Origin of the sequence: Ancylobacter sp. G4_0304 (genome assembly GCF_047501495.1) — a bacterium.
Classification (GTDB): Bacteria; Pseudomonadota; Alphaproteobacteria; order Rhizobiales; family Xanthobacteraceae; genus Ancylobacter.
Genome location: NZ_JAZDRM010000008.1, coordinates 99,104 through 124,573 on the forward strand (window position 1 = coordinate 99,104; position 25,470 = coordinate 124,573).

25 protein-coding genes are annotated in these 25,470 nt (G+C 66.6%); 15 read left to right on the forward strand and 10 right to left on the reverse strand.

Annotated features, from left to right (window positions below; translation table 11 throughout):
• Positions 1 to 25: 25 nt before the first annotated feature.
• From VRZ77_RS06680 to VRZ77_RS06695, 4 genes are read left to right on the forward strand one after another with little or no spacing between them, the layout of a single operon-like run.
• The gene (locus VRZ77_RS06680) at positions 26 to 607 is read left to right on the forward strand and encodes an HdeD family acid-resistance protein (protein ID WP_414591887.1); all 582 of its coding nucleotides are present in this window, start codon (positions 26 to 28) and stop codon (positions 605 to 607) included.
• A gap of 10 nt (positions 608 to 617) precedes the next feature.
• Positions 618 to 1,838 carry an OpgC family protein gene (locus VRZ77_RS06685; RefSeq protein ID WP_414591888.1) on the forward strand — a complete coding sequence of 407 codons (1,221 nt, stop codon included), beginning with the start codon at positions 618 to 620 and terminating at the stop codon, positions 1,836 to 1,838.
• 15 nt (positions 1,839 to 1,853) lie between these two features.
• A complete protein-coding gene (locus VRZ77_RS06690) occupies positions 1,854 to 2,639 on the forward strand; it encodes an SGNH/GDSL hydrolase family protein (protein WP_414591889.1) in 786 nt (261 codons plus the stop codon).
• A gap of 1 nt (position 2,640) precedes the next feature.
• On the forward strand, positions 2,641 to 3,483 hold the full coding sequence (locus VRZ77_RS06695; RefSeq protein WP_414591890.1) for an SGNH/GDSL hydrolase family protein: 843 nt from the start codon (positions 2,641 to 2,643) through the stop codon (positions 3,481 to 3,483).
• A 13-nt stretch (positions 3,484 to 3,496) separates the two neighbouring features.
• Here the strand turns inward: VRZ77_RS06695 and VRZ77_RS06700 are convergent, their stop codons facing one another.
• Positions 3,497 to 3,796: a hypothetical protein gene (locus VRZ77_RS06700; RefSeq protein ID WP_414591891.1), complete on the reverse strand. Its 300-nt coding sequence runs from the start codon at positions 3,794 to 3,796 to the stop codon at positions 3,497 to 3,499.
• Between the two features lie 216 nt (positions 3,797 to 4,012).
• On the opposite strand from VRZ77_RS06700, the gene prmB reads away from it, so the two are divergent.
• Positions 4,013 to 4,954, forward strand: a complete 942-nt coding sequence (prmB, locus tag VRZ77_RS06705; RefSeq protein WP_414591892.1) for a 50S ribosomal protein L3 N(5)-glutamine methyltransferase — start codon at positions 4,013 to 4,015, stop codon at positions 4,952 to 4,954.
• Positions 4,955 to 4,967: 13 nt separating this feature from the next.
• On the opposite strand, the gene VRZ77_RS06710 is transcribed toward prmB, so the two are convergent.
• Both VRZ77_RS06710 and VRZ77_RS06715 read right to left on the reverse strand, forming a co-directional pair.
• Positions 4,968 to 5,831 carry a hypothetical protein gene (locus VRZ77_RS06710; protein ID WP_414591893.1) on the reverse strand — a complete coding sequence of 288 codons (864 nt, stop codon included), beginning with the start codon at positions 5,829 to 5,831 and terminating at the stop codon, positions 4,968 to 4,970.
• Positions 5,832 to 5,981: 150 nt separating this feature from the next.
• Positions 5,982 to 7,220: a lytic murein transglycosylase gene (locus VRZ77_RS06715; protein WP_414591894.1), complete on the reverse strand. Its 1,239-nt coding sequence runs from the start codon at positions 7,218 to 7,220 to the stop codon at positions 5,982 to 5,984.
• A gap of 163 nt (positions 7,221 to 7,383) precedes the next feature.
• Here VRZ77_RS06715 and VRZ77_RS06720 point away from each other — a divergent pair, with 163 nt between their 5' ends.
• Positions 7,384 to 7,809, forward strand: a complete 426-nt coding sequence (locus tag VRZ77_RS06720) for a hypothetical protein (RefSeq protein ID WP_414591895.1) — start codon at positions 7,384 to 7,386, stop codon at positions 7,807 to 7,809.
• 61 nt (positions 7,810 to 7,870) lie between these two features.
• On the opposite strand, the gene tam is transcribed toward VRZ77_RS06720, so the two are convergent.
• From tam to ettA, 3 genes are all read right to left on the reverse strand, one after another.
• The gene (gene tam / locus VRZ77_RS06725) at positions 7,871 to 8,647 is read right to left on the reverse strand and encodes a trans-aconitate 2-methyltransferase (RefSeq protein ID WP_414591896.1); all 777 of its coding nucleotides are present in this window, start codon (positions 8,645 to 8,647) and stop codon (positions 7,871 to 7,873) included.
• A gap of 87 nt (positions 8,648 to 8,734) precedes the next feature.
• Entirely contained in the window at positions 8,735 to 9,109 is a 375-nt protein-coding gene (locus VRZ77_RS06730) for an ASCH domain-containing protein (protein WP_414591897.1), read from the reverse strand.
• A gap of 57 nt (positions 9,110 to 9,166) precedes the next feature.
• Complete coding sequence (gene ettA, locus VRZ77_RS06735) at positions 9,167 to 10,822, reverse strand: energy-dependent translational throttle protein EttA (RefSeq protein WP_414591898.1); 1,656 nt, start codon at positions 10,820 to 10,822, stop codon at positions 9,167 to 9,169.
• A 200-nt stretch (positions 10,823 to 11,022) separates the two neighbouring features.
• Here ettA and VRZ77_RS06740 point away from each other — a divergent pair, with 200 nt between their 5' ends.
• The 5 genes from VRZ77_RS06740 to VRZ77_RS06760 all read left to right on the forward strand — a co-directional run bounded on the left by VRZ77_RS06740 (position 11,023) and on the right by VRZ77_RS06760 (position 17,170).
• Positions 11,023 to 11,988, forward strand: coding sequence for a GGDEF domain-containing protein (locus tag VRZ77_RS06740; RefSeq protein ID WP_414591899.1), 966 nt, complete (start codon positions 11,023 to 11,025; stop codon positions 11,986 to 11,988).
• A gap of 190 nt (positions 11,989 to 12,178) precedes the next feature.
• Positions 12,179 to 12,925, forward strand: coding sequence for a trehalose-phosphatase (otsB, locus tag VRZ77_RS06745; protein ID WP_414591900.1), 747 nt, complete (start codon positions 12,179 to 12,181; stop codon positions 12,923 to 12,925).
• Positions 12,922 to 14,718: a glycoside hydrolase family 15 protein gene (locus VRZ77_RS06750; RefSeq protein WP_414591901.1), complete on the forward strand. Its 1,797-nt coding sequence runs from the start codon at positions 12,922 to 12,924 to the stop codon at positions 14,716 to 14,718. The genes otsB and VRZ77_RS06750 overlap by 4 nt, the downstream gene beginning before the upstream one ends.
• Entirely contained in the window at positions 14,703 to 16,124 is a 1,422-nt protein-coding gene (gene otsA, locus VRZ77_RS06755; protein ID WP_414591921.1) for an alpha,alpha-trehalose-phosphate synthase (UDP-forming), read from the forward strand. The genes VRZ77_RS06750 and otsA overlap by 16 nt, the downstream gene beginning before the upstream one ends.
• A gap of 29 nt (positions 16,125 to 16,153) precedes the next feature.
• Complete coding sequence (locus tag VRZ77_RS06760) at positions 16,154 to 17,170, forward strand: GGDEF domain-containing protein (protein WP_414591902.1); 1,017 nt, start codon at positions 16,154 to 16,156, stop codon at positions 17,168 to 17,170.
• A 15-nt stretch (positions 17,171 to 17,185) separates the two neighbouring features.
• Here VRZ77_RS06760 and VRZ77_RS06765 read toward each other — a convergent pair whose 3' ends face one another.
• Positions 17,186 to 18,148, reverse strand: coding sequence for an aldose 1-epimerase family protein (locus tag VRZ77_RS06765; RefSeq protein WP_414591903.1), 963 nt, complete (start codon positions 18,146 to 18,148; stop codon positions 17,186 to 17,188).
• Positions 18,149 to 18,192: 44 nt separating this feature from the next.
• Between VRZ77_RS06765 and VRZ77_RS06770 the strand changes: the two genes are divergently transcribed.
• The 4 genes from VRZ77_RS06770 (at position 18,193) to VRZ77_RS06785 (ending at position 20,468) form a co-directional block, all read left to right on the forward strand.
• Positions 18,193 to 19,551, forward strand: a complete 1,359-nt coding sequence (locus tag VRZ77_RS06770; protein ID WP_414591904.1) for an MFS transporter — start codon at positions 18,193 to 18,195, stop codon at positions 19,549 to 19,551.
• 57 nt (positions 19,552 to 19,608) lie between these two features.
• Positions 19,609 to 19,788, forward strand: a complete 180-nt coding sequence (locus VRZ77_RS06775; protein WP_414591905.1) for a DUF1328 domain-containing protein — start codon at positions 19,609 to 19,611, stop codon at positions 19,786 to 19,788.
• A 73-nt stretch (positions 19,789 to 19,861) separates the two neighbouring features.
• Positions 19,862 to 19,993 (forward strand): hypothetical protein, encoded by a 132-nt coding sequence (locus tag VRZ77_RS06780; protein WP_414591906.1) that lies wholly within the window; start codon positions 19,862 to 19,864, stop codon positions 19,991 to 19,993.
• A gap of 214 nt (positions 19,994 to 20,207) precedes the next feature.
• A complete protein-coding gene (locus VRZ77_RS06785) occupies positions 20,208 to 20,468 on the forward strand; it encodes a DUF2798 domain-containing protein (RefSeq protein WP_414591907.1) in 261 nt (86 codons plus the stop codon).
• Between the two features lie 71 nt (positions 20,469 to 20,539).
• Here the strand turns inward: VRZ77_RS06785 and VRZ77_RS06790 are convergent, their stop codons facing one another.
• The 3 genes from VRZ77_RS06790 to dnaG all read right to left on the reverse strand — a co-directional run bounded on the left by VRZ77_RS06790 (position 20,540) and on the right by dnaG (position 25,435).
• Positions 20,540 to 21,103 (reverse strand): type 1 glutamine amidotransferase domain-containing protein, encoded by a 564-nt coding sequence (locus VRZ77_RS06790; protein WP_414591908.1) that lies wholly within the window; start codon positions 21,101 to 21,103, stop codon positions 20,540 to 20,542.
• Positions 21,104 to 21,243: 140 nt separating this feature from the next.
• Positions 21,244 to 23,241 carry an RNA polymerase sigma factor RpoD gene (gene rpoD, locus VRZ77_RS06795; RefSeq protein WP_414591909.1) on the reverse strand — a complete coding sequence of 666 codons (1,998 nt, stop codon included), beginning with the start codon at positions 23,239 to 23,241 and terminating at the stop codon, positions 21,244 to 21,246.
• Positions 23,242 to 23,476: 235 nt separating this feature from the next.
• Positions 23,477 to 25,435: a DNA primase gene (gene dnaG / locus VRZ77_RS06800; protein ID WP_414591910.1), complete on the reverse strand. Its 1,959-nt coding sequence runs from the start codon at positions 25,433 to 25,435 to the stop codon at positions 23,477 to 23,479.
• Positions 25,436 to 25,470 lie beyond the last annotated feature (35 nt).

Sequence of the window (25,470 nt, forward strand, 5' to 3'; positions counted from 1 at the left end):
ACCAGTCAGATCGAGGTCGACGCCGATGTCCACTCCCAGTTCCATCCCACCGGCCAATCCGCTTGCGGGCCATCTTCATGAGCTGCGCGCCAAATGGGGGTGGTTCGTCGCCCTCGGTATCATCATGGTCATCGCCGGGGCGGTGGCGCTCGGCAGCGCTTACGGGCTGGTCGTCGGCACGCTGGTCTCCGTCTACTACATCGCCGCGATGATGGTGGTCGGCGGCATCGCGCAGATCTTCCATGCCTTCTCGGTGCAGGGCTGGGGCGGCTTTCTGTTCTGGCTGCTCGACGGCATCCTCTATCTCGCCGCCGGGGCCTTCGCCTTCGCCCAGCCCGACCTCGCCGCAACCGTGCTGACGCTGCTGCTCGGCATCGCCCTGATCGTCGGCGGCATCTTCCGCCTGATCGCCGCCTTCAAGCTGCGCCCCGCGCCGGGCTGGGGCTGGATCCTGTTCTCCGCCGTGATCGCCATCATCCTCGGCTTCGACATCACGGCGCAGTGGCCGGTCAATTCGATGTGGATTCTGGGACTTTTCCTCGGGATCAACCTCATTTTCAACGGCATAACCACGTTGATGCTTGGCTTTGGGCTGAGGAAGAAATGAGCGAGGTTGCGTGAGGCAGGCCACCGCCGCGAAAGCGATCGTGCATGACGTTCCGGCCGGCGCGGCCAGTTCCCCGCCCCGGCCGGCGCATCCTTCAGGTGGTGGCTCGGTACCGAGCGGACGTGACCTTCGGCTCGACCTGTTCCGGGGGCTGGCGCTGTGGTTCATCTTCCTGAACCACATCCCCAACAATGTGGTGAACTGGATCACCAACCGGAACTTCGGCTTTTCCGATGCCACCGAAATCTTCGTGTTTATCTCCGGCTACACCGCCGCGATGGTGTATGGCCGGCAGATCGACAGCAATGGCGTGATGGTGACCTCCGCCCGCATCCTGCGCCGGGCGTGGCAGCTCTATGTCGCCTTCATCTTCCTGTTCGTGATCTATCTCGCGGAAATCTCCTACGTGATCGGGTCGTTCTCCAACCCGCTCTATGCCGAGGAGATGGGCGCGCTGCAGTTCCTCTCCGAGCCGGATGTGGCGCTGGTTCAAGCGCTGCTGCTCAAGTTCCGCCCGGCCAATATGGACGTGCTGCCGCTCTATATCGTGCTGCTCGCCAGCTTCCCGCCTGTGCTCTGGGCACTGAAGAAGTGGCCGGACCTGACGCTGGCGGTCTCCTTCGCGTTCTACCTCGTCATCATCACCACCGGCTACAACCTGACGGGCTATCCCGACGACCGGAAATGGTTCTTCAACCCGTTCGCCTGGCAGTTCCTGTTCGTGTTCGGCGGCTGGTGCGGGCTGGGCGGCAGCGACCGGCTCGGCTTCATCGTGCAGTCGCGCGTGGTGCTGATACTGGCGGCGCTCTACCTCGCGGTGTCGCTTCTGGTGGTGGTCAGCTGGTGGTGGCCGCCGCTCGACGGTATCGTGCCACAACCGATCGCCGACATCATCTACCCGATCAGCAAAACCGACCTGTCGCCGCTGCGTCTGCTGCACTTCTTCGCGCTGGCGATCGTTGTGGTAAGATTGATACCAGTAGACCTGCCGGCCCTGCGCTCGAAGCTGCTGCGACCGATGATCTTGTGCGGGCAGAATTCACTTGAGGTGTTCTGCTTCGGAGTCTTCCTTTCTTTTGCCGCACATTTCGTGTTGAACGAGATCGTTGGCACGCTGGCGATGCAACTGTTTCTCAGCGTGGCCGGCATCGTCCTAATGATAGGTCTCTCCGTCCTTCTCTCGTGGTATGGTCGCGTCGAGCGCGAGATTGCCGCGCGTAAATTTGGTTGAGCGGCGCGGTTCATCGTGAAGCGCACGATTTTGGCACTTTTGGTTGCGGCAAGCTTCGGTCTGGCGGGCGCGGATACCGTCTGGGCCGAGGGTGAGCCCGTCTGCGCCGCCCCCTCCCCGCTGACCCGCGCCGGCTTCCCGCTGCCGCTGCTGGCGCGCTCGCTGTCCGACAACACGCCGACCCGGATCATCGTGCTCAACAGCGCGACGCTCTCGAAGAAGTCCACGCCGGCCGCCACACCGCCGGCGGAAAAGGACGGGCTACCGCGCACCTTCACCAGCTTCATCGAGGAAATCCTGCGCAGCCGCTACCCGGACGGCAAGGTCGCGCTGAGCACCATGAACGTGCCACGCGCCACCGCCGAGACCGTGGTCGAGCGCCTGCCCGAGATGCTGGAAAAGGCCAAGCCGTCGCTGGTGATCTGGCAGACCGGGACCTACGACACCATTCTCGGCGCCGACAGCCGGGCCTTCGCCGATGCCGTGGAGCAGGGCGTCAACCTCGCCCATGGCGCGGGGGCCGACGTTATCCTGGTTGGCCCGCAATACAGCCCGCGCACCTCCTTCGCCTTCGACGTGGCGCCCTACAACAACACGCTGCGCTGGATTGCCCGCAACAACGAAGTGCCGTTCTTCGACCGCTACGACATCATGCGTTTCTGGGAACAGGAAGGCATCTTCGACTTCGAAACCACTCCGCCCCCTCCCTCGCTGTTCGAGGACGTCCATCGCTGCATCGGCCGGCTTCTGGTCGGCATGATCACCGATGGCGTCGACGCCCGCACCCTGGGTTCACGCTGACATGCACAAGACGCTTCTCCTCGCCGCCTCTCTTGCCGCATCCCTTGCCGCCTTCGCCTCGCTGGCCGTGCCCGCCACCGCGGCCAGCCTGATGCCGGCCGCGTGTCCCAGCGCCAAGGTGGCGAGCAAGCTCACCGCCCCGCTCGCCCGCCTCGCCGCCCGGCTGCGGGCGGGCGAGCCGGTGACCATCGTCGCCATCGGCTCCTCCTCGACCGCCGGCGCGGGCTCGACGCGGGGCGAGTTCAGCTATCCCAGCCGGCTGCAGGCGGTGCTGAAGGAACGGTTCCCGGACGCGGACATCACCGTGGTCAATCGCGGCATCAACGGCCAGGACGCGCCGGAGATGCTGGCGCGCTTCGAGCGCGACGTCGCCGCCTACCAGCCGAACCTCGTGCTGTGGCAGGCGGGTGTGAACGCCCTGTTCCGCGCCAACGGCATTACCGCCGCCGAGCAGCTTCTGCGCGAGGCGGTGCAGCGCACCCGCGCGATCGGCGCCGACATGCTGATCATCGATCCGCAATATGCCCCGCGCGTCAACGCCGATGCCGACACCGCCGCCATGCTGCGGCTGATGGACAAGGTGGGCGCGGAGGAAGGCGTCGGCGTGTTCCACCGCTACGCACTGATGCGCGACTGGCACGAGACCGCCGGCCTGCCCTACGAGACCTTCCTGTGGAAGGACAGCTTCCATATGAACGACTGGGGCTACAACTGCTTCGCGCGCGATCTCGGCCAGGCGCTGACCGCCAATATCGAGGCGCAGCAGCGCTCGGCGGACGTGACACCGGCCGCCAAGCTCGCCCCTGCGGCGGTGCCGACGCCCGCTTCCGCCGTCACCCCCTGAGAGCGCCCCGCGCTCACTCCTCGCCGCGGTCGGAGAACGCGCCGCCGAAGCGCTTCATCACCGCCTCGCGCGCGGCGATCACGCGCTTCTCGTAATCCTCGGCCATCGGCTCGGTCAGCACGCTTTCCAGCCCGGCGAGCAGCGCCCAGAGCGCGGGGATTTCCGCTTCGTCGTCGATGAAGTCCAGCAGCGCCTCGCCGTCGCCGTCGTCGACGGTGCGCGAGAGGAACTCGAACAGCACCACTGCCACCGACCGGTCGACGACCAGCGTGATTTCGTCGGACAGCTTTTCGGCGCGGGGGCGTTCGGCCATGGTTCGCTCCTCATGAGGCGGGGCGCGGGGCGCCGCCGCCAGCGGCAATCGTTCGCTCCTCTTCCTTAGAGCCCTTCCCGTTCGGAGGGAACATCCGAACGATGGGAATTGCTCCGGCGCGCGGCGTGCCCCACCCGCGCCCGCTTTCCTGAACACGTGAGCTTGCATTCGGCGCGCCGTCATGCTGCTGCTGCCCGATCGACAAGGGAGAGGCCAATGGCGGTGACCGACGATCTGGTGACGGTGCGCGACTATGTGCGCCACGCGGTGAGCCGTTTCAACGCGGCGGACCTCGCCTTCGGCCACGGCACCACCACCGCGCTCGACGAAGCCGCCTTCATGGTGCTGGAGGCGCTGCGCCTTCCGGTCGACGATCTCTCGCCCTGGCTCGACGCGCGGCTGACCCGCGAGGAGCGCGAGCAGATCGCCGCGCTGATCGAGGCGCGCTGCACCACGCGCAAGCCCGCCGCCTATCTGCTGGGCCGTACCTATATTCGCGGCGTGCCGTTCAAGAGCGACGAGCGCGCCATCGTGCCGCGCTCCTTCATCGGCGAATTGCTGGCCGGCGAACTGTTCGGCGGCGAAGGCTTCGCGCTGGTGGAGGACGTGGACTCGGTCGGCCGCGCGCTCGACCTGTGCACCGGCTCCGGCTGCCTTGCCATCCTCGCCGCGATGATCTTCCCCCATGCGCAGGTCGATGCCGTCGACATCTCGCCCAAGGCGCTCTCGCTCGCCCGCGAGAACGTGGCCGAGCACGCGATGGAGGACCGGGTGAGCCTGATCGAGGGCGACCTGTTCGCCCCGCTGCAGGGGCGGCTCTACGACCTGATCATCACCAACCCGCCTTATGTCGACGCAGAGGCGATGGCGGCGCTGCCGCAGGAATATCGCTTTGAGCCGACGCTCGCCTTCGACGGTGGGCCGGACGGGCTCGACATCGTGCGCCGCATCCTCACGGAGGCTCCCGCGCACCTGACCGCGCGCGGCGGCATCATCTGCGAGATCGGCACGGGCAAGGAAATCCTCGAAGCCGAATACCCGCATTTGCCGTTCCTCTGGCTCGACACCGAGGACAGCGAGGGCGAGGTGTTCTGGCTCTCCGGCCGGGATCTCGGCGCCGGCAAGGACCCGCGCGTCATCAGCCGCATGCCGCGCTAGGGTTGAGAAGCGGTCAGACGAAATCGCCTGCCGCGCGGCTCCAGCGTCGGTTGGCGAAATTCGGATTGCGCTGCAAGGCACGGCGCAAAACCCTCCGGCGCTCCTCCCATGTCGGAGCGCCAATCTTGATCAATGCTTCGAGCGGATTGGTGCTATTCAGCGCCGACTGGATCAGCGGCCAGGTCATGCTGCCGCCCCGCCCCTGATGGAGGATGTCGGCGATGACGCAGCACTCCGCCGCCGTCCGCCCGTCAATGCCGACACGATGATCGGCGCGGCGCATGAAGCCGCGATACGTGTCGATCATCTGATCCACCTGCACCGATTGCGCCGCCGGGGTAGTGGCCGTCCAGTGGATGAACTTCGCGGCGGCGACGACCTCGGCATCCTGCACTTCCGCCAGGTTGGGGTTCAGGTAAGCCATTAGCGCGGCTGTGGAGGCGTCGCTTTCCAATGGCCCTGCGCCGTCCGTACCGGTGATGCGCCCCCCGATGACGGCGAGATGCGGAAAATAGAGCGGCGCCTGCGGCAAGGTCAGCATGGTCCGGAAATACTGGACGAAATCGCCGTTCGGCACATGAGCGGCAAACTGACCGAAGCCGAAGGTGAAGGCCGCGCGGTCATAGGTGTTCAGGGTAAGGAAATTGCGCCCCTCGCACATCGCCGTCGGCAGGATGAACTCCGCCCAGAACCCGAACTGGCCGGCGAAGGCCGCGGGGTCATAATCGATCTTCAGAAGCCGACTACCAGCGAAAATGTTGTAGAGGCCGATCCGCCCTTCATAGGGCACGCGACGCCCGACAAAGAAGGGCGGCCCGCCATCGACGCGGCAGGAGAAATCGTTGCCGCTACGGTAAATTGTGAAGAGATAGGCCATGCCCCAATGACCGGAACCAACCGGCCCCCCTGTTGCCAGCTAACGGGCCACAGAGTGAGGACATATAATCCAAATTACAACTAATGATTGCATGAAAAGATTTAATTCAATTCATGATTGCATTCATTTTCTCGAACAACGATCCACCTTTCACCCCCCGCGCTTCATGTGCTCCAGCACCTGCGCGTCCGGCCAGCAATCCAGCGTCAGGCCGTTGGCCTTCTGGTAGGCGCCGAGCGCGGAGCGGGTAAGCATGCCCGCCTTGCCGTCGATCTTGTCGGCATAGAGACCCCGGCGCGCCAGCTCCTTCTGCATGAATTCGAGGTCGCGGGTCTTCACCAGCGAGATGTCCTTCCACCCCTGCGCGAACGGCTTGTCGTCCTCGATGCGGTCGGCGAGATGGCCGACATAGAGCACGTAGAGGTCCGCGAAATTGTAGCTCTTCAGCGCGAAATAATTGGCCGGGGTGAGGAATACCGGCCCATAGGGACCGGCGGGCATGATGATCGACGCCTCGTCCTTCAGGGCGGACGCGGGAATGCGCCGGCCATCGGCCACCTTCACACCGCGCTGGAGCCAGTCGCCGATGGACAACGTGTAGCCGGGCTCGGCCAACGTGCAGTCAAAGCCGGACGGTACCGTGATCTCATAGGCCCAGCGCTTGCCCGCCCGCCAGCCCTTCTCCTTGAGCAGGCTAGCCGTCGCGGCCAGCGCTTCCGGCACGGACGACCAGATGTTCGCGGTGCCGTCGCCGTCGAGGTCGACGCCGTATTTCAGGTAGCCGGTCGGCAAAAACTGGGTGTGGCCCATCGCCCCGGCCCACGAGCTCTTCATCTGCGCGCGGGCGACGTGGCCCTCATCGAGGATCTTGAGGGCGGCGAGGAACTCGCCCTGGAATTCGTCCTTGCGGCGGCCGACATAGGCCTGCGTCGCCAATACGGTGAGCGCGTCGTGGCTCAGCTTGGCGCCGCCATAAGCAGTCTCGCGCGCCCAGATCGCCAGCAGAACCGACCCCGGCACGCCGAAGCGCTTCTCGATGGCGGAAAGCTCGGCACGGTACTGGCTCGCGAGTTTGCGCCCGCGCGCGGCGAGCTGGCCGATGGCCTTGTCGGAAACATAAGCCGCCGGGGTCTGCACGAACTCGGCCTGCCCGTCCGGCTTCCTCGGCTTGCCGGGAATGGCGAGGTCGGGCAGCGAATAGTCGGGCTCCAGCCCTTTCGTCTCGCGCTCGAAGGTGGCGCGGGAAATCCCCATTGCCTGCGCCGCCGGCCATTGCGCGGCGAGCCAGCGGTCGAAGCCGGCATCGGCGAGCGCGGGGCGCGCGGCGAGGAGAAGGCCCAGCAGCAGGGCGGCGGCGACAAGGGGGCGGCGAAGCGCGGGGAACATCATGGCTTGAGATAACCCGTATCGGCCCCCGCTGTGAACCTTGGAGCGCGATCCGACCCGATTGACCCCGTCTGATCGGGCACTCGCCACGCTCTTTCCAAAATGCGGGAACTCTCTTACCCTACCATGGTGCCGGTCTACGGCATGCGACACAGCGGGAACGGCCATGAAAAAGAAGAGCTTGTGGTGCGCGGCGCTTGCCGGCGCGGGCATGATGGCCGCTGTGCAGATTGCCGGCCTGCATAGCGCGGCCGCCCAATCCAAGCCCACCGTCGAAACCGGCATGGAACACTTTCAGGGCCGCTGGGTATGGCAGGGCGCGTTGAAGGACAAGCGCGACCCGAAGAACGTAAGCCGGCTTCAATTCACCGACGCCGATCGCATCGTCTATTGCTACAAGACCTTATGCGTCGAAGTGAACGTGCACCGCGACGCCGGCAGCGGCTTCAGCTTCACCACCAATGGCAAGAACAACTTCGTGATGGTCAGCGACGCCTCGGGCAATCTCAAGGGCCGGTTCTGGGAGGACTTCACCTCGCCGTCGCGTCCGCCGGACGCGGTCGTGACCTTCACCCTGAAGTCCGGCATCTGAGCGGCCGGCCGGCACGTCGCGGACGGTCCGCCCCGCCGTCCGCCCTTCGCCGCACCGGGCCTCAGCGCACCGCGACGATGAACAGGCGCGGGAAGCGCAGCAGCACCTTGCCGTCGACGCGCGCGGGATAGGCCTGCGCGATGCGCGCACCGTAATCGGCGAGAAAGCCCTCACGCTCCTCGGCCGAGAGCGGATCGAGGAAGGTGCGCAGTCCGGTCGACTTGAACCACTCGACGATGGCCGGCGCGCCGTCGAGGGGGTGGTAATAATGCGTGTGCCAGATGTCGAGGTGGCGGCAGAGCGGCTTCAGCCGGTTGTAGTAGTCACCCACGCTCGGCAGTTCCTCGCGCTTGATGTGCCCGATCTTGGCGGCCCAGGGGCCGGCAGCGGCGGCCTCGTTCATCAGCCGGTGCGAGGGCTCCTGCACATTGTCGGGCATCTGCACCGCGAGAGCGCCGCCTTCGGAAAGTCCGGTGAGCAGGCGCTCCAGTATCGCCGGATGATCCGGCAGCCACTGGAACACCGCATTGGCGAACAGCACTTCGGTGCCCTCCGGCGCCTGCCAGCTGGCGATGTCGCCCTGCTCGAAGCGGGCGGCCGGCAGGCGGGCCTGCGCCTTGGCGATCATGTTGGGCGAACTGTCCATGCCGATGAGGTCGGCATCGGGCCAGCGCTCGGCCAGAAGCTCGGTGGAATTGCCGGGCCCGCAGCCGATATCCACCACCCGCCGAGGGTGGCTGAGCGGAATGCGAGCAAGAAGATCGCGCGGTGGGCGGGTCCGCTCGTCCTCGAACTTCAGATAGAGGTTGGGATTCCAGTCTTCATTCGCACTGCGCATGATCTCACCGCCTCGCCTGTTGCGCGCGGAAGATGACGGAGGCCGGGGCAGCTGCCAAGCCGCCGCGCGCGCCAGCCAGGAGAGGATTTATCCTTTGTCCGGGTCCGGGACAGAATAAAAATCCACCTCATAGAGGCGCCGCGCGGCACGCACCCTCCTGTCGGTGCGCAGGGGGCGCACATGGCCGAGCTGCCACGCCAGCCATCCTTCCTCGAAAGAGCCGGCGCAGGCGGCCGCCATGTCGTCGAGGGTGAACGGGCGCACCCCCATGACCCTGACGAGGGCGACCAGTACGCCGTCCTCATCCTCTTCGCCGTCGCGATGCAGAAAGCGGCCGTTCTCGACGATCAGCAGATCCTCGGACGGGTGCAGATCGGGCGACCAGCGGCGCACTTCCAGGGTCTTGCGACCTGCCGCGATCAGGCTTCCGCCCGGGCGGACGATCGACAGCGCCTTGATCATCCGATCCCGCCAGCCCGAGCAGAAAAGCCGGCACGGATCGCTCCGGCCGGCTTGTCCTCAGCGCGTCAGCTTCTTGTGCTTCATCCGGTGCGGGATGATTTCGTCGACGCCGAGGCGGCGCTTCTTGTCTTCCTCGTAGTCGTGGAAGTTGCCCTCGAACCACTCGACATGACCGTCGCCCTCGAAGGCGAGCATGTGGGTGGCGATACGGTCGAGGAAGAAGCGGTCATGCGAGATGATGACCGCGCAGCCGGCGAAGTCTTCCAGCGCCTCTTCCAGCGCGCGCAGCGTCTCGACGTCGAGATCGTTGGTCGGCTCGTCGAGCAGCAGGACATTCGCCCCCTGCTGCAGGATACGGGCGAGGTGCACGCGGTTGCGCTCACCGCCGGAGAGCATGCCGACCTTCTTCTGCTGGTCGCCCCCCTTGAAGTTGAAGGCGCCGCAATAGGCGCGCGAATTGATCTCGCGCTTGCCGAGATAGAGGATCTCGTTGCCGCCGGAGATTTCCTCCCACACGGTCTTCTTGTCGTCCAGCGCGTCGCGGTTCTGGTCGACATAGCCGAGCTGGACGCTGTCGCCGATCTTGATCTCGCCGGCATCCGGGGTTTCCAGGCCGTTGATCATGCGGAACAGCGTGGTCTTGCCCGCGCCGTTCGGGCCGATGACGCCGACGATGCCGCCGGGCGGCAGCTTGAAGGACAGATCCTCGATCAGCAGCTTGTCGCCGAACGACTTGGTGAGGCCGTTGAACTCGATGACGTTGTTGCCGAGGCGCTCGGACACCGGAATGACGATCTGCGCGGTCGTCGGCGCCTTCTCGGAGGCCTTCTTGACCAGTTCGTCATAGCGCTGGATACGCGCCTTGTTCTTGGCCTGGCGCGCCTTGGGCGAGGCCGCGATCCACTCCTGCTCGGAGGCGAGCGCGCGCTGGCGGGCCTCGTCCTCGCGATTCTCCTGCTGCATGCGCTTGGTCTTCTGCGTCAGCCAGGACGAATAGTTGCCTTCATAGGGAATGCCGCGGCCGCGATCGAGTTCGAGGATCCAGCCGGTCACATTGTCGAGGAAGTAGCGATCATGGGTGACGATCAGGATCGCGCCCGGATAGTTGCGCAGATGGCCTTCCAGCCAGTTGGTGGTCTCGGCGTCGAGATGGTTGGTCGGCTCGTCGAGCAGCAGCAATTCGGGCTGCGAGAGCAGCAGCTGGCACAGTGCGACGCGGCGCCGCTCACCGCCCGAGAGCTTGGAGACGTCGGAGCCCTCCTCCGGGCAGCCGAGCGCGTCCATCGCCTGGTCGATCTTGCTGTCGAGATCCCACAGGCCCTGACCTTCGATTTCGTCCTGGAGCGAGGTCATCTCGTCCGCGGTCTCGTCCGAATAGTTCATCGCCAGTTCGTTGTAGCGGTCGAGGATCGCCTTCTGCTTGGCGACGCCGAGCATGACGTTCTCGCGCACCGACAGGGCGGGATCCAGCAGCGGCTCCTGCGGCAGATAACCCACGCGGGCGCCTTCCGCGACCCAGGCCTCGCCGGAGAAGTCCTTGTCGAGGCCGGCCATGATCTTGAGCAGGGTGGACTTGCCCGAGCCGTTGGGCCCGAGAATGCCGATCTTGGCCGTCGGGTAGAAGGAGAGGTGCACGTTGTCGAGCACCTTCTTGCCGCCCGGATAGGCCTTGGACATGCCGTGCATGTGGTAGACGTATTGGTAGGAAGCCATGGCTTGAAATCCTGCGCGGGCCGCGCGTCCTTTGACGGGTCGCAAAGCGGAGAATGGGTTGGGCGCTATGTAACCTCCGCGCCCCGCAGCGGCAAGGCCGCAGCGCCCGGCTTGCGGTCGCCGCTTGTCATAGGTCAAATCGCGTAGGGCAAAATACCTATAACCGAGACGCTCCTTTCTCCTACCGGACGGCCGGCAACATGCTGTCGCAGATCACCTTCGATAAACTTCGCGAACTCTGCCTGGATTTTCCGGTCGCTGCCTGTCTCGTCGACCGCGAAAGGCGGTTCCTCGCCGCCAATCGCGAATTCGCCCAGCTGATCGGCTTCTCCGGCGATCACCTGATCGGCAAACGTGCCTTGGACCTGTGCGGGCCGGAGATCGATGCGCGCATGGCGCACGATTTCGCGGTGTTCGACGCTGGCGGACAGGTTCCTAATCATGAGCTGCACTTTGCCGACAGGGTCCATCTGGTGGCGATACGGGCGATGCGCTCCGCCGCCGGAGCCCACATTGCCGCGCTTTGCGTCGCGCTGACCGACATCACCGAGCGCAAACAGCTCGAATGCCGGCTGGCCACCGCCAACGAACAGCTCCGCGACGCCAATCGTCGGCTCTCCGAAGCTGCGCGCACTGACGCGGTGACCGGGTTGTGGAACCGGCATGCGCTGGAGGAACTGCTGCCGCAGGAGATCGGGCGCAGCCGGCGTGCGGGGGTGCCCCTATCGGTATTGATGGTCGATATCGACCTTTTCAAGCAATACAACGACCATTACGGGCATCTAGCGGGCGACGAGGCGCTGCGCGCGGTGGCGCAGGCCATGCGCGAGGCGCTGCGCCATCCCGGCGACCTTGCCGCCCGCTATGGCGGCGAGGAATTCGTCATCGTGCTGCCCGACACCGATGCCGCCGGCGCGGTTGTGGTCGCGACCAATGTGCGCGCCGCGATCCGCGCGGTGGCCATTCCCCATGCCGGCAGCCCCACTGGAATCGTCACCGCGAGCATCGGCATCGCCAGCGTCGCCGACATATCGCGCTCTGCCGAGATCGCGCAGATCCGCACCCAACTCATAGACGGCGCGGATCAGGCGCTCTATCTGGTCAAGGCGACGACGCGCGACGGCGTCCTGCTGCATGGCGGAGATGCCGAGGCTGGGCCATTCTGAGCGATGTGCGGCGCGCGCGCCCGGGCCGCCTTCAACTTTTTTCGCTGCGGTAAGGGAACGCCGCAGCGGCTGGCACGTTAACCGGCGAACGATAGATCGGGCGACATAAGGCTACTTTGATACCTTTGTCGGTACGATAAGGGCATACAGGGCGCAACAGGCGCCAGCGAGGAAGGTATCGGGACACAGCATGCAGCCAACTCCCCAGAGCGATTGGGCCCTGTTTCTCGATATTGACGGCACGCTCATCGAACATGCCGACCACCCCGAGGGGGTGGCTATTCCCAACACCCTGCCCGGCCTCCTGACCGACCTTCAGCACGCGCTCGGCGGGGCGGTCGCGCTGATTTCCGGGCGCACCATCGACTGGATGGACCATCGCTTCGCCCCGGCACGGCTGGCGGCGTCCGGCCAGCATGGCGCCGAGGTCCGGCTCGCCCCGGACGCGCCTTCCGTCCCGATCCCCACCCCGAAATGGCGCAAGCCGCTGGAGCAGGCGCTGGACCGGGAGTTGGTGGCGTGGCCCGGCGTGTTCGTCGAGCACAAGCCGCTGTCGCTAGCGGTGCACTTCCGCGCCGTGCCGCAATCCGCCGACGAGATCATGCAGCTCGTGACCGATATCGGGTATGGGCTCGACGGCAGCGTCGAGTTCCTCAGGGGCCGCTTCGTCATCGAAGTCCGCCAGGGCGGGCACAACAAGGGCACGGCGCTGGACACGCTGATGAAGACCGCCATCTTCACCGGCCGCCGCCCTGTGTTCCTGGGCGACGACGTGACCGACGAGGACGGCTTCCGCGCTGCCCGCGCCTCGGGCGGCATCGCCGTCGCGGTCGGGCCGCGCGCCACGCAGCAGGCGGATTTCCGCCTCGCCACCCCCAAGGACGTGCGCGAATGGCTCGCCCTTATTCCCCAGTCGCTGGAGGCCGTCACCCCGTGAGCGCCGACCTGAACCTCGCCGCCATCGGCAACGGCACCATCGCCGCGCTGATCGACAAGAACGGGCGACTCGCCTGGTGCTGCTGGCCACGGATCGACGGCGATCCGATCTTCTCCGCGCTTCTGGGCGGGGAGGAAGCCGCCGGGGGCTTCTTCGACGTGACGCTGGACGGCCAGACCAAGGCCACCCGGCGCTACCAGCCCAACACCGCGATCATCGAGACCATTCTGGAGAATGCCGATGGCGCCAAGCTGCGGGTGACTGACTTCGCCCCGCGCTTCAAGCTCTATGACCGCATCTACCGCCCTTCGATGCTGGTGCGCCGCATCGAGCCGCTGGAAGGCACCTGCCGCGTCACCATCCGCCTGCGCCCGCATTTCCAGTGGGGGGCGCAGAGCCCGAAGCCGGTGCGCGGCAGCAACCACATGCGCTTTGCCGGCGAGGACTTTACCGTCCGCGCCACCACGGACCTGCCGATCGTCTACGTGGCGGAGGAACGCCCCTTCGTGCTGAGCAAGGCGGCGACCGTGGTGCTCGGCCCGGACGAACCCTTCGCCTCCTCGATCGCCGATACCGCGCGCAGCTTCGAGGAGAAGACGCGGGACTACTGGTGGGAATGGGTGCGCTATCTTTCCATTCCGTTCGAATGGCAGGAGGCGGTGATCCGCGCCGCCATCTCGCTGAAGCTGTGCGCCTATGAGGAGACCGGCGGCATTGTCGCCGCGCTCACCACCTCGATCCCCGAGGCGCCGCATTCGATCCGCAACTGGGACTACCGCCATTGCTGGCTGCGGGATTCCTACTTCACGGTGCGCGCGCTCAACATGCTGGGCGCCACCCGCACGATGGAGGACTTCATCCGCTACCTGACGACGGTGATCGCCTCCGACCCGTCGGGGCGGCTGGCGCCGGTCTATTCCATCGTGCCCGGCACGCCCCTTGAGGAGCGCTTCGCCGAGGCGCTGCCGGGCTTTCGCGGCATGGGGCCGGTGCGGGTCGGCAACCAGGCGGCAGAGCAGATTCAGAACGACGGCTACGGCCATGTCGTGCTCGCCGCCGCGCAGATGTTCTTCGACCATCGCCTGCCCAATCGCGGCGACGAGGCGCTGTTCCGCCTGCTGGAAGGCGTCGGCGCCCGAGCGGTCGAGTTCGCCTTCGAGCCCGATGCCGGCCTGTGGGAGCTGCGCGGCAAGCGCCGCATCCACACCTTCTCGGCGGTGATGAGCTGGGCGGCCTGCGACCGGCTCAAGCGCATCGCCCGCGTGCTGGAGTTGCCCGAGCGCGCGACCTATTGGGCGGAGGAGGCCCGCAAGATCCGCGAGCGCATCCTCTCCTTCGCCTGGAACGAGAAGATGGGCAGCTTCGTCGACGCCGACAGCGATGGCCAGCTTGACGCCAGCCTGCTGCTGCTGGCCGAACTCGGCTTCGTGCGGCCGGACGACGCCCGCTATGTCGCCACCGTCGAGGCGATCGGGCGCGAGCTCAAGCGCAACGGCTACCTCATGCGCTACGCCGGCGAGGATGATTTCGGCCTACCTGAAACCTCCTTCACCATCTGTTCGTTCTGGTACGCGGGCGCGCTCGACCTGATCGGCCGCCGCGAGGAAGCCCGCGAAATGTTCACCAGCCTTCTGGCGCGGCGCAACGAAGCGGGGCTGCTCTCGGAGGACATCGACAACCAGACCCTGGAGCTGTGGGGCAATATTCCCCAGACCTACTCCATGGTCGGCCTGATCGACACCGCGATGCGCCTGTCGAAGACATGGGAGGAAGCGTTCTGGCGAGGCTCGTAATCGTTTCAAACCGCGTGGCGTCGCCGAAGGAACGCGCGGCCAAGGCCGGCGGACTGGCGGTCGCCCTGCGCGAAGCTCTCAGCAAGCAGGGCGGCCTGTGGTTCGGCTGGAGCGGGGAAACCGAGGTGAACCCGCCCCCGGAGCCAAAAATCTTTCGCTCCGGGCGCGTGACCTACGCGCTCCAGACGCTCGACCCCGAGGATCAGCACGCCCATTACGCCGGCTATGCCAACGGCACGCTGTGGCCGCTGTGCCATTACCGGCTCGGCGCGCTCAGCTACCGGCGCAGCGACTGGGAGGGCTACAGGCGCGTCAACGACACCTTTGCCCGCTCTCTGGTGCCGTTGCTGAAGCCCGACGACGTGGTGTGGGTGCATGATTATCACTTCATCCCGCTGGCGAGCGCCCTGCGCGCGCTCGGCTTCCAGGGGTTGATCGGCTATTTCCACCACATCCCGTGGCCGACGCCGGACGTGTTCCTCACCCTGCCGTCCCACGCCGCGCTGGTGCAGGACCTGTCGCAATATGATCTCGTCGGGCTCCAGACCGAGAACGACGTTCGCGCGCTGCTGACCTATGTCTCGTCGGAAGCCCGGGGCTGGATCGCGCCCGGCGGGGTGGTTGGGCTCAAGGACCGGCGGTTCCGCGTCGCGGCCTATCCGATCGGCATCGACACCGCGGCCTTCGTCAAGGACGCCAAGGCCGCCGTCACCGGCGAGGAGATGGAACGGCTGCACAGCAGCCTCGCCGGCCGCACGCTGGCGGTGGGCGTCGACCGGCTCGACTATTCCAAGGGCCTGCCCAACAAGTTCAACGCCTTCGGCGAGCTGCTGAAAAGCCACCCCGAGCACCGTTCCAAGGTGACGATGATGCAGGTCGCCCCGGTCAGCCGTGGCGAGGTCGCCGAATATCGCGCGCTGCGCCGCGAGCTGGAGGAGCTGGCGGGCGCGATCAACGGTGAATATGCCGAGTTCGACTGGGTGCCGCTGCGCTACCTCAACCGGCCGCTGGCCCGCGCCACGCTGGCGGCGATCTACCGCTCCGCCCGAATCGGGCTGGTAACGCCGTTGCGCGACGGCATGAACCTCGTCGCCAAGGAATATGTCGCCGCCCAGGACCCGAAGGACCCCGGCGTGCTGGTGCTCTCGCGCTTCGCGGGCGCGGCCAACGAGCTGTCCGGGGCGCTGATGGTGAACCCCTACGACATCGAAGGCATGGCCGACATGCTCGACCTCGCCCTCGCCATGCCGCTGGAGGAGCGCCGCGAACGCTGGCAGGCGAACATGGCGGTGGTCGAAAGCAACACCATCCATAAATGGTGCGACACCTTCCTCGACGACCTCTCCCACACGGTTGACCGGCTCGGCGACCTCCCCGAACATTCACGGGCGGCCGCACGCCTGTAAGCCGCGTCTCTCGGAAACAGGATGACTATATGTGGCGTTCCCCGCCGGCACCGGAGAACGAAGCCGCACGGGTGGCCGCGCTGCAGGCCTGCGGCATCATGGATACGCCGGCCGAGGAGCGCTTCGACCGGCTCACCCGGCTGGCCCAGCGCCTCTACAGCGCAGACGTCGCCTTCATCGGATTCGTCGACGAGCACTATCAATGGATGAAGTCGGTCACGAGCGCCGACATCGCGTCCTCCATCGAACGCCGCAAATCGGTTTGCCAGCACGTCGTCTCCAGCGGCGAGCCGCTTGTGGTCCGCGACTTCCGGACCGACAGCGCCTTTGACGGCCATCCCACGGTTCCGCTGCTGCCGCTGCGCTTTTACGCCGGCGTACCCATTCGGCTGGCGCCCGACCTCGTGGTCGGCTCGCTCTGCGTGCTGCGCCGGGAGGCAGCGGCCCACGGCGAGGCGATCGACATCTCCGGCCTTGAGGACATCGCCGCCATCGTGGTCGACGAGATCGAATTGCGGCAGCGAAACGAGGAGCTGACGCGGCTGACCCGCGTCGACGCCTTGACCGGGCTCGCCAACAGGCGCGGCTTCGATGAGGCGATCGCGCGCGCGGTGACGCGCTGCCTGCGCACCGGCGAACCTCTGTCGCTCGCCATCATCGACATCGATCACTTCAAGGCAATCAACGACACGCTCGGCCACCCCGCTGGCGACGCGGCGCTGCGTCAGCTCGCCGCCGTGTTGTCCGGGGTCTTCCGGCGGACGGACGACGTGATCGCGCGCTACGGTGGCGAGGAATTCGCCGTGCTGTTTCCAGGCAGCCCGGTGGACGCCGCGCTGCAGGCTGGGGAGAGGCTGCGCGAGGCGCTGAGGGCGGCGGCCATTCCCCATCCCACGCGTGGGCTGACGACGGTCAGCGTCGGGATCGCGACCCATGGCGGCCCCGACCTCACCGCCGACGCGCTGGTCGCCGAGGCCGACGCCGCGCTTTACGCCGCCAAGCGGCAGGGTCGCGACCGGGTGATGAACCACCTCGGTCTCGCCTGATCCTCGGCGGGCGCGTTACGCCCCGATATCGTCGCCCGAATTCGGCAGCCAGCGCACCGACATGGCGAAGCTGCGCTGCGCACCCGGCTCGATGGAGACGAGACCCGGCTTGGCGGCGAAGTCGGCGTCCGCGCCTTCCGGCGTCGCATAGCCCTGCCATGGCTCGATGCACAGGAAGGGCGCGCCCGGCTTCGACCAGAGGCCGAGATGCGGCATATCCGGGAACGCCACCTCGATCCCGGGCTGGTCCGGCACGCCGAAGCGGATATGGCGCGAGCGCAGATGGGTGAAGATCAGCGCATCACGCTCGAACATCGCGTCGTCCGGCGCCACCAGCGCGTCCACCGCCGGGTTGGGCTCGGTGGCGGCCGAAAGCAGACCGGCGATCGGGCGATGGATCGGCTCGACCTCGGCCTTCTCGAACACGAGGCGATGATCGGCCCGCGTGCCGCCATAGGGCAGCGGCCACAGGAAGGCGGGATGGAAGCCGAAGCTCGCCGGCAGCGGCGTCGCGCCGGGATTGGTCACCGTCGCGGAGATGGTCAGCGTCGCCTCCTCCAGCGTGTAGGCGACGCGCAGGGAGAAGGCGAAGGGATATTGCCTCAGCGTCTCCTCGTCCGAGTCCAGCCCGAATACTGCGCGCGACGGCGAGGCCTCCAGCGTCGCGAAGCCGCGCCGGCGGGCAAAGCCGTGCTGGAGCATGGGGTAGCTCTGGCCCTCATGGACCAGCGCGTCGCCCGGCAGTCGGCCGACGATGGGAAACAGCAGCGGCGCACGGCCCGTCCAGAACGCCGGATCGCCGTTCCACAGGAGGTCGCGCCCCTCCTTGTCGCGCAGCCGCGACAATTCCGCGCCGAGCGGGCTCACCTCGGCGCTCAACAGGCTCGACACCAGCTTCACCGGCAATTCCGACATGCGTTTCCCCGTCTCGACATCGCCACGTATCGTGTCTAACCGAACCGTTGTGATAGCACTCATTTGCGCTGTTCCGCCGATTCCCGTCCACACCATCCGGTTTTATCATGGCCCAGACTCTCGGCCCTGTCGCCGCGCTGCTGCTCGGCGTGTTCTTCCTGGTCACGGGAAGCGGCCTTCAGAACACGCTGCTCCCTTTGCGGGGCGCCTTCGAGGGCTTCAGCGCGGTCCAGCTCGGCCTGCTCGGTTCGAGCTATTATCTGGGTTTCGTGACCGGCTGCCTGCTGGTGCCGCATCTGGTGCGCCGTTCCGGCCATATCCGCGCCTTCGCCGCGCTCACCGCCGGCGTGGTGGCCTCGATGATGGCGCATCCGCTGTTCATCGACCCGTTCGTCTGGTTCGGGCTGCGCGCCATCACCGGCTTCTGCTTCGCCGGGCTCTATCTCGTCATCGAAAGCTGGCTGAACGACCGCGCCACCAACCAGACGCGCGGCTTCGTGATGAGCGCGTATGTCATCGTCGACTATGCCGCGCTCACCGCCGGCCAGATGATGATCACGCTCTATCCGGTGCGCGGCTTCGAGCTGTTCGCCTTCGCCACCATCCTGTTCGCGCTCGCCACCCTGCCGGTGGCGATGACCAGCGCCGGCCAGCCGGCCCCGATCGAGACCGCCCGCATCCGCATCTGGCACCTGTTCAAGGCCGCGCCGGTCGCGGTGGTGGGCTGCTTTGTCATCGGGCTGACCAATGGCTCGCTATGGTCGCTCGGGCCGATCTTCGGCATCGGGCGCGGACTCACCGCCGACGGGGCGGCAACCTTCATGTCGGCCGCCGTCGTGGCCGGCGCGATCGCGCAATGGCCCATCGGCTATATTTCCGACCGCATGGACCGCCGTCGCATCCTCGCGGCGCTGATGGTCGGCGCGCTGTTGGCCGGCCTCGCGCTCGGCGTGTTCCAGTTCGGGCTGCTCGGCCTGTGCATCCTCGCGCTGTTCTACGGTGCGCTGTCGCTGCCGGCCTATTCGCTCGCCGCCGCCCATGCCTATGACCGCACCGCGCCGGCGGAGGCCGTGGAAACCGCTGCCGGCCTGCTGTTGGCCTATGGCATCGGCTCGGTGGCGGGCCCGTCGGTCGCCTCATTCGGCATGATGCATTACGGGCCCGGCGCGCTGTTCCTGTTCACCGCCGCCTCCCACACCCTGCTGCTGCTATTCGTGGTGTGGCGCATGACCTGCCGCGAGAAGACCCCGCCGCACCTCGCCGAGAAGGTCGGCGAGACCGCCGCCTCGGCCGCCACCGGCACGGTGCCGATGCCTGAGCCTGATGTGGAGCCCGTGGCCGCGCCGCGCATGGCGGCCTCCACCGCCAGCGCCTCGCGCCCCGCCACCCATATGGCGCCGCCCGCGAACCCGGCGGCGGACGCGCCGTTCCCCACCGAACAGGACGGCCGCTCCGACGGCGCCTGACGCCGGAACCAACCGCCACGCGTCGACGTTCTCCGGTATGGGAGTGGGAGGACGCGCATGCTCAAATATGCGGTGGGGTTTCTGGTTCTGTCGCTGCTGGCCGGCGCGCTGGGTTTGACCGGCGTCTCGACGCTGGCGCGCCGGATCGCTTTCGCGCTGTTCGCCTTGTTTTTCCTCGGTTTTCTCGCGCTCATCGGCCTGGCCCTCGTGGTCGACGATGCCATGCGCCTCCCCTGAAGCGCGGTTTGATCCCGATCAAGGCGCGAGCGCCACGTGGTCTTAAGGTTCCTCGATACCAAAGGAGGAACCCATGCCCACCGAGACCCTCATCTTCCTTGCCGTCACGCTCATTGCCTTCGGCGGCTTCGCCGGGACGCTGGCCTATGTCGACGTCAGCACCAAGAAGGTGCGCCGCACCAACCACCCGCTCCCGGGGGAGTGAGCCCAAGACCGCCGCACCCCGCCCTTCCGACCTGGGGCGGAATCCATCGCACAAGGGCACTGGCGGGACCGGTGCCTCTCGTCTATATTCCTTGCGCCGGTGGCTCTTGCGCCTCCGGCCGTAAGCGTCCGACGTCAGGCAACGCATCCAACCCGGTCACGGCCGGCGGATGCTGTGCCATCCGGAACGCCGAGACCATCCAATGAGGATGGCCATGCCCTCTCCTTCATCGACCTCCTACAAGCTGCCCGCTCGTTATGCCGGCTTGCTCATGCCCCTTGTGCTGTCTGTGCTGATGACGTTCGTCGTCTCGGCGATCGCGACCCTGCGCAGTCTCGGGGCCGGCGCGGACTTCCTCGCGACGTGGCCGACGGCCTGGGCGCTATCGTGGCTCGTCGCCTTTCCCACGCTTCTGGCGGTGTTGCCGCTGGTGCGCCGCATCGTCGGGCTGCTGGTTGAAGCGCCGCCACGCTGACGCCCCAGCACCGGCAAAAGAGAAGGCGGCCATCGGCCGCCTTTTCCGTTCAATGCCGTCAGCGGCCAGCATCAGGCCGCGCGTCGCTCGTGACGGCCTTCGCGGATTTCCTCGATGATCTTGGCGCTGAAGGCGTCGAGATCGCCGGGATTGCGCGAGGTGATCAGCCCCTTGTCGGTCACGACCGGGGCATCTTCCCAGTGCGCGCCGGCATTGATGATGTCGGTGCGGATCGAGGCGTAGGACGTCATCCTGCGACCTTTGGCGAGGCCGGCCTCCACCAGCAGCCACGGCGCGTGGCAGACGGCGGCCACGGTCTTGCCGGCGTTGAAGAACGCCTTGATCAGCGCGATCGCCTCCGGCTCGACACGCAGCAGGTCGGGATTGATCTGCCCGCCGGGCAGTACGATGGCGTCATAATCGCTTTCGCGCGCCTCGCTCAGGGCCTTGTCGACCCGTACCGGGCGCCCCCAGTCCTTCTCATCCCAGCCCTTGATCTCTCCCGTCTCAGGCGAAACCACGTCAACCTGCGCGCCCGCCGCGCGGAGCTTGTCGCGCGGCACCTCAAGCTCGGACTGCTCGAAGCCGTTGGTTGCCAGAATAAGAATGCGCTTGCCGTCCAGAGGACCCGACATGATCGTTCTCCATGGTTGTTAGGCTCCAAGGACAATGATGCTTCAGCGCTCTTGTTCCAAAATGAGTCGCCCGTCGAAATGAAAACGGCGGGCCTGGAGGCCCGCCGTAGAATAATGCCGACGATGAGGTAATAAACGGCTCAGTTGTCGAGGAAGCTGCGCAGCTTGCGGCTGCGGGAGGGGTGCTTCAGCTTCCTCAGCGCCTTCGCCTCGATCTGGCGGATACGCTCGCGCGTCACCGAGAACTGCTGACCGACTTCTTCCAGCGTGTGGTCGGTGTTCATGCCGATGCCGAAGCGCATGCGCAGCACGCGCTCCTCGCGCGGGGTGAGCGAGGCGAGCACGCGCGTCGTGGTCTCGCGCAGGTTCGACTGGATCGCCGCGTCGATCGGCAGGATCGCGTTCTTGTCCTCGATGAAGTCGCCGAGGTGGCTGTCTTCCTCATCGCCGATCGGGGTTTCGAGCGAAATCGGCTCCTTGGCGATCTTCAGGACCTTGCGGACCTTCTCCAGCGGCATGCCGAGCTTCTCGGCCAGCTCCTCCGGGGTCGGCTCGCGGCCGATCTCGTGCAGCATCTGGCGCGAGGTGCGCACGATCTTGTTGATCGTCTCGATCATGTGCACCGGAATGCGGATGGTGCGGGCCTGGTCGGCGATCGAGCGGGTGATGGCCTGACGGATCCACCACGTCGCATAGGTCGAGAACTTGTAGCCGCGGCGGTACTCGAACTTGTCGACCGCCTTCATCAGGCCGATGTTCCCCTCCTGAATGAGGTCGAGGAACTGCAGGCCGCGATTGGTGTACTTCTTGGCAATGGAGATGACGAGGCGCAGGTTCGCCTCCACCATTTCCTTCTTGGCCTGGCGGGCTTCCTTCTCGCCCTTCTGCACCATCTGCACGATCTTGCGGAATTCCTGGATTTCCAGGCCGGTCTCGGTCGCAAGCGTGTGGATGTGCGAGCGCAGGTCGCGGATGCCGTCGAGTTCCTGCCCGACGAAGCCCTTCCAGCCGCGCGAGGTCAGGTTCTTCACCCGGTTGATCCACTTGGGATCAAGCTCGGAGCCCTGATATTGCCTGAGGAAGTCCTCGCGCGAGACACCGAAGCTCTCGGCAAGGCGCATCAGGCGGCCTTCGAGCGACACGAGGCGCTTATTGATATCGTAGAGCTGCTCGACGAGGTTGTCGATGCGCGCCTGATTGAGCGACAGCGACTTCACATCGACGATCAGATCGTCCTTGAGCTTCTTGTACTTGCGGTCCTGCGACGGCGTGAGCGTCTCGTTCTTGAGCTTGGACTCGACGTTCTGGTCCTGCAGCCGGCGCAGCTTCTTGTAGGCGTCGGCGATGCGGTCGAAGGTTTCCAGCACCTTCGGCTTGATCTCGGCTTCCATCGCGGCGAGCGACAGAGAGTTCTCCATGTCGTCATCATCGTCGGCGGCGATGGTCTCGCCGAGCGTGGGCTCACGCTCCTCTTCGGCTTCCGGCGCCAGCGAGCCGCCTTCCACGATCGGGCCGTTCTTCGCCTCGGGGCCGGCATAAGTGGCTTCGAGATCGATGATGTCGCGCAGCAGGACCTTGCCCTCGACCAGCTCGTCGCGCCAGATGATGATGGCCTGGAAGGTCAGCGGGCTTTCGCACAGGCCGGCGATCATCGCCTCGCGGCCGGCCTCGATGCGCTTGGCGATGGCGATTTCGCCCTCGCGGGACAGCAGCTCGACCGAGCCCATCTCGCGCAGATACATGCGCACCGGATCGTCGGTGCGCTCGCCGGGCTCGGACTTGGTTTCGGAACGGATGACCGCGCGCGGCGCCGATTCGGCCAGCTCGCCGCCGGACTCTTCCTCGTCGTCGCCCGCCTCGCCGGCCGCGCTCTCTTCCTGCTCGCCCTCGGCCTCCTCGGCCTCGACGACATTGATGCCCATCTCGTTGAGCATCGCGTAGATGTCCTCGATCTGATCCGAGGTGTTCTGGTCGGAAGGGAGAACCTCGTTCAGCTCGTCATAAGTCACGTAGCCGCGCTTCTTGGCGAGCTTGATCATCTTTCGGACGGCGGCGTCCGAAAGGTCGAGCAACGGGCTGTCGGGGGCGTCGCCATCCTTCTCGGGGGCTTCCGTCGCTTCCGCTGCCTGCTTCGCCATGCGTGTGCTCCTCAACCACCGAAGGCCATCGCCCCCGGTTTCCAACGGCAGCCGTCGTCACGGCGCCGCCTGATCGACCCAGTACCCTCGGTCGCGCGAACCCGGCAAGAACCGTGCCCGCAGCCCACCGGGCCACCCAGAATTCGGCCCCTCACCTAAGGCGAAGAACCGACGCAAACAGGGCCACACGCACCACGGCGCATTCGACGCACGCGGGCGGGCGACCCAAGGGCTGCTACATCTGCCGCACCGGACGACCCGATGCAGCGCCGAACCCCTCTACCAAAGCTTCGGTTCCGTCAAGTGCCGCGAGCTGTCTTTGTACGTCCAGAAAGCGCGCCCAATTGAGATCGGTGGGTTCATCGGCAAGCCGTCTCTCAGCCTCCCGCAGGTCCTTAGATAGAGCGTGACCACGCCGGTGCAAGACCAGACGCTGGTGCCACCAGAGTTCGACATCGCTGCGGGCGGCATCGGCGAAGGCCGGCCAGTCGTGGCGCGCGACCGCCAGTGCCGAGAGCCGCGCCGCCAGCGGGCCGAAGCCAGCGGAGGCAATCCGCCGCGCCAGCCGCTCCGCGTCCTCGGTGTCGCCCTCCATATGGGCATCGAGCAGCACGCGGCGCAGCTCGGCGGTCTCCTTGTTGAGGAAGGCAAGCTCCGCCAGTTCCTCCGCCGCGCTGTCGAGCAGCCACGGGTGGTTCATCACCGCGAACAGCAGCAGCGCCTCGTTGCGCGGAATTTCCGCCGCCGCGCCGCGCAGCAGGGCCGAGCGGCGCATGCCCTCCCCCGCCACGCCGATCGGCTCGCGTGCCGCAAAATCACGCCCACCGAAGCGGCCGGGCCGCGAGCCGCCGCGAAAATTCCCCGGGCGGGCGCCATTTGCCCGCGCGCCCGGTCCGCGCTCACGCCAGCCATCGCTGCCCTGCGCCGGAGCGAACAGGCGGCGGAAGCGTTCCATCAGGTCGGCGCGGTAATGCTTGCGCACCGTCTCGTCACCGATCAGCCGCACGATCTCGCCGATCCGCGCCTCAAGCGCCGCGCGGCGCTCGGGCGTATCGGTGCTCGCGCTTTCAAGCTCGCGGCTCCACAGCACCTCGGCGAGCGGGCGGGCGTCGCGCAGCACGGCGTCGAGCGCCTCCCGGCCGCCGGCGCGGATCAGGTCGTCCGGGTCCTGCCCGTCGGGCAGCAGGCCGAAGGACAGGCTCATGCCCGGCTTGAGATGGGGCAAGGCAAGGTCCATCGCCCGCCATGCGGCGCGCCGTCCGGCCTTGTCGCCGTCGAACAGCAGCAGCGGCTCGGGCGCCATCTTCCACAGCAAAGCGAGCTGCTCCTCGGTCAGCGCGGTGCCGAGCGGCGCGACGGCGCCGGCAAAGCCCGCTTCGACCAGCGCGATCACGTCGACATAACCTTCCGCCACGATGATCGGCGCGCCCTTGTGGGCGGCCGCGCGGGCGTTGAAGCCGTTATAGAGCAGCGAGCCCTTGTGAAAGAGCGGGGTCTCCGGCGAGTTCAGGTATTTGGCCGAGACTTCCTTATCCAGCGCCCGCCCGCCAAAGGCGACGACGCGCCCGCGCAGGTCGTGGATCGGGAACATCACGCGATCGCGGAAACGGTCATAGGGGACCGGGATATCCTCGGCCGCCACCAGCAGGCCGGCTTCCACCATGTCCTCGACCGGCACGCCCTTCGCTCCCAGCGCCTCCTTGAGGGCATAGCGCTCGGCGGGAGCGTAGCCGAGCCGGAAGCGCGCCTGCGTCGGGGCGCCGAGGCCGCGATCGTTGAGATAGCCGCGCCCGCGCGCCCCGGCGCGGCCCTGCAGCGTCGCCTCGAAGAACTGGGCGGCGAGTTCCATCACCTCGTGCAGCGTCTTGCGGCGATTCTCGCGGACCTCTTCCTCGCGAGACTGCACCGGCATCGGCACGCCCGCCATATTGGCGAGCCGCTCCACCGCCTCGGGGAACGGCAGGCCTTCGGTCTCCATCAGGAAGTCGAACTGATCGCCATGCTTGCCGGACGAGAAGCAGTGATAGAAGCCCTTCTGGTCGTTCACATAGAAGGACGGCGTCTTCTCGGCGTTGAAGGGCGACAGCCCGCGCCACTCCCGGCCCTGCTTCTTGAGCTGCACGCGCTTTCCCACCACCTCCGACAGCGGGAGGCGGGTGCGTATCTCGTCGAGGAACGAGGGCGGAAAGCGCATGGCGGGAGCGATTCTCCTCTCACATCTTGCCGGAT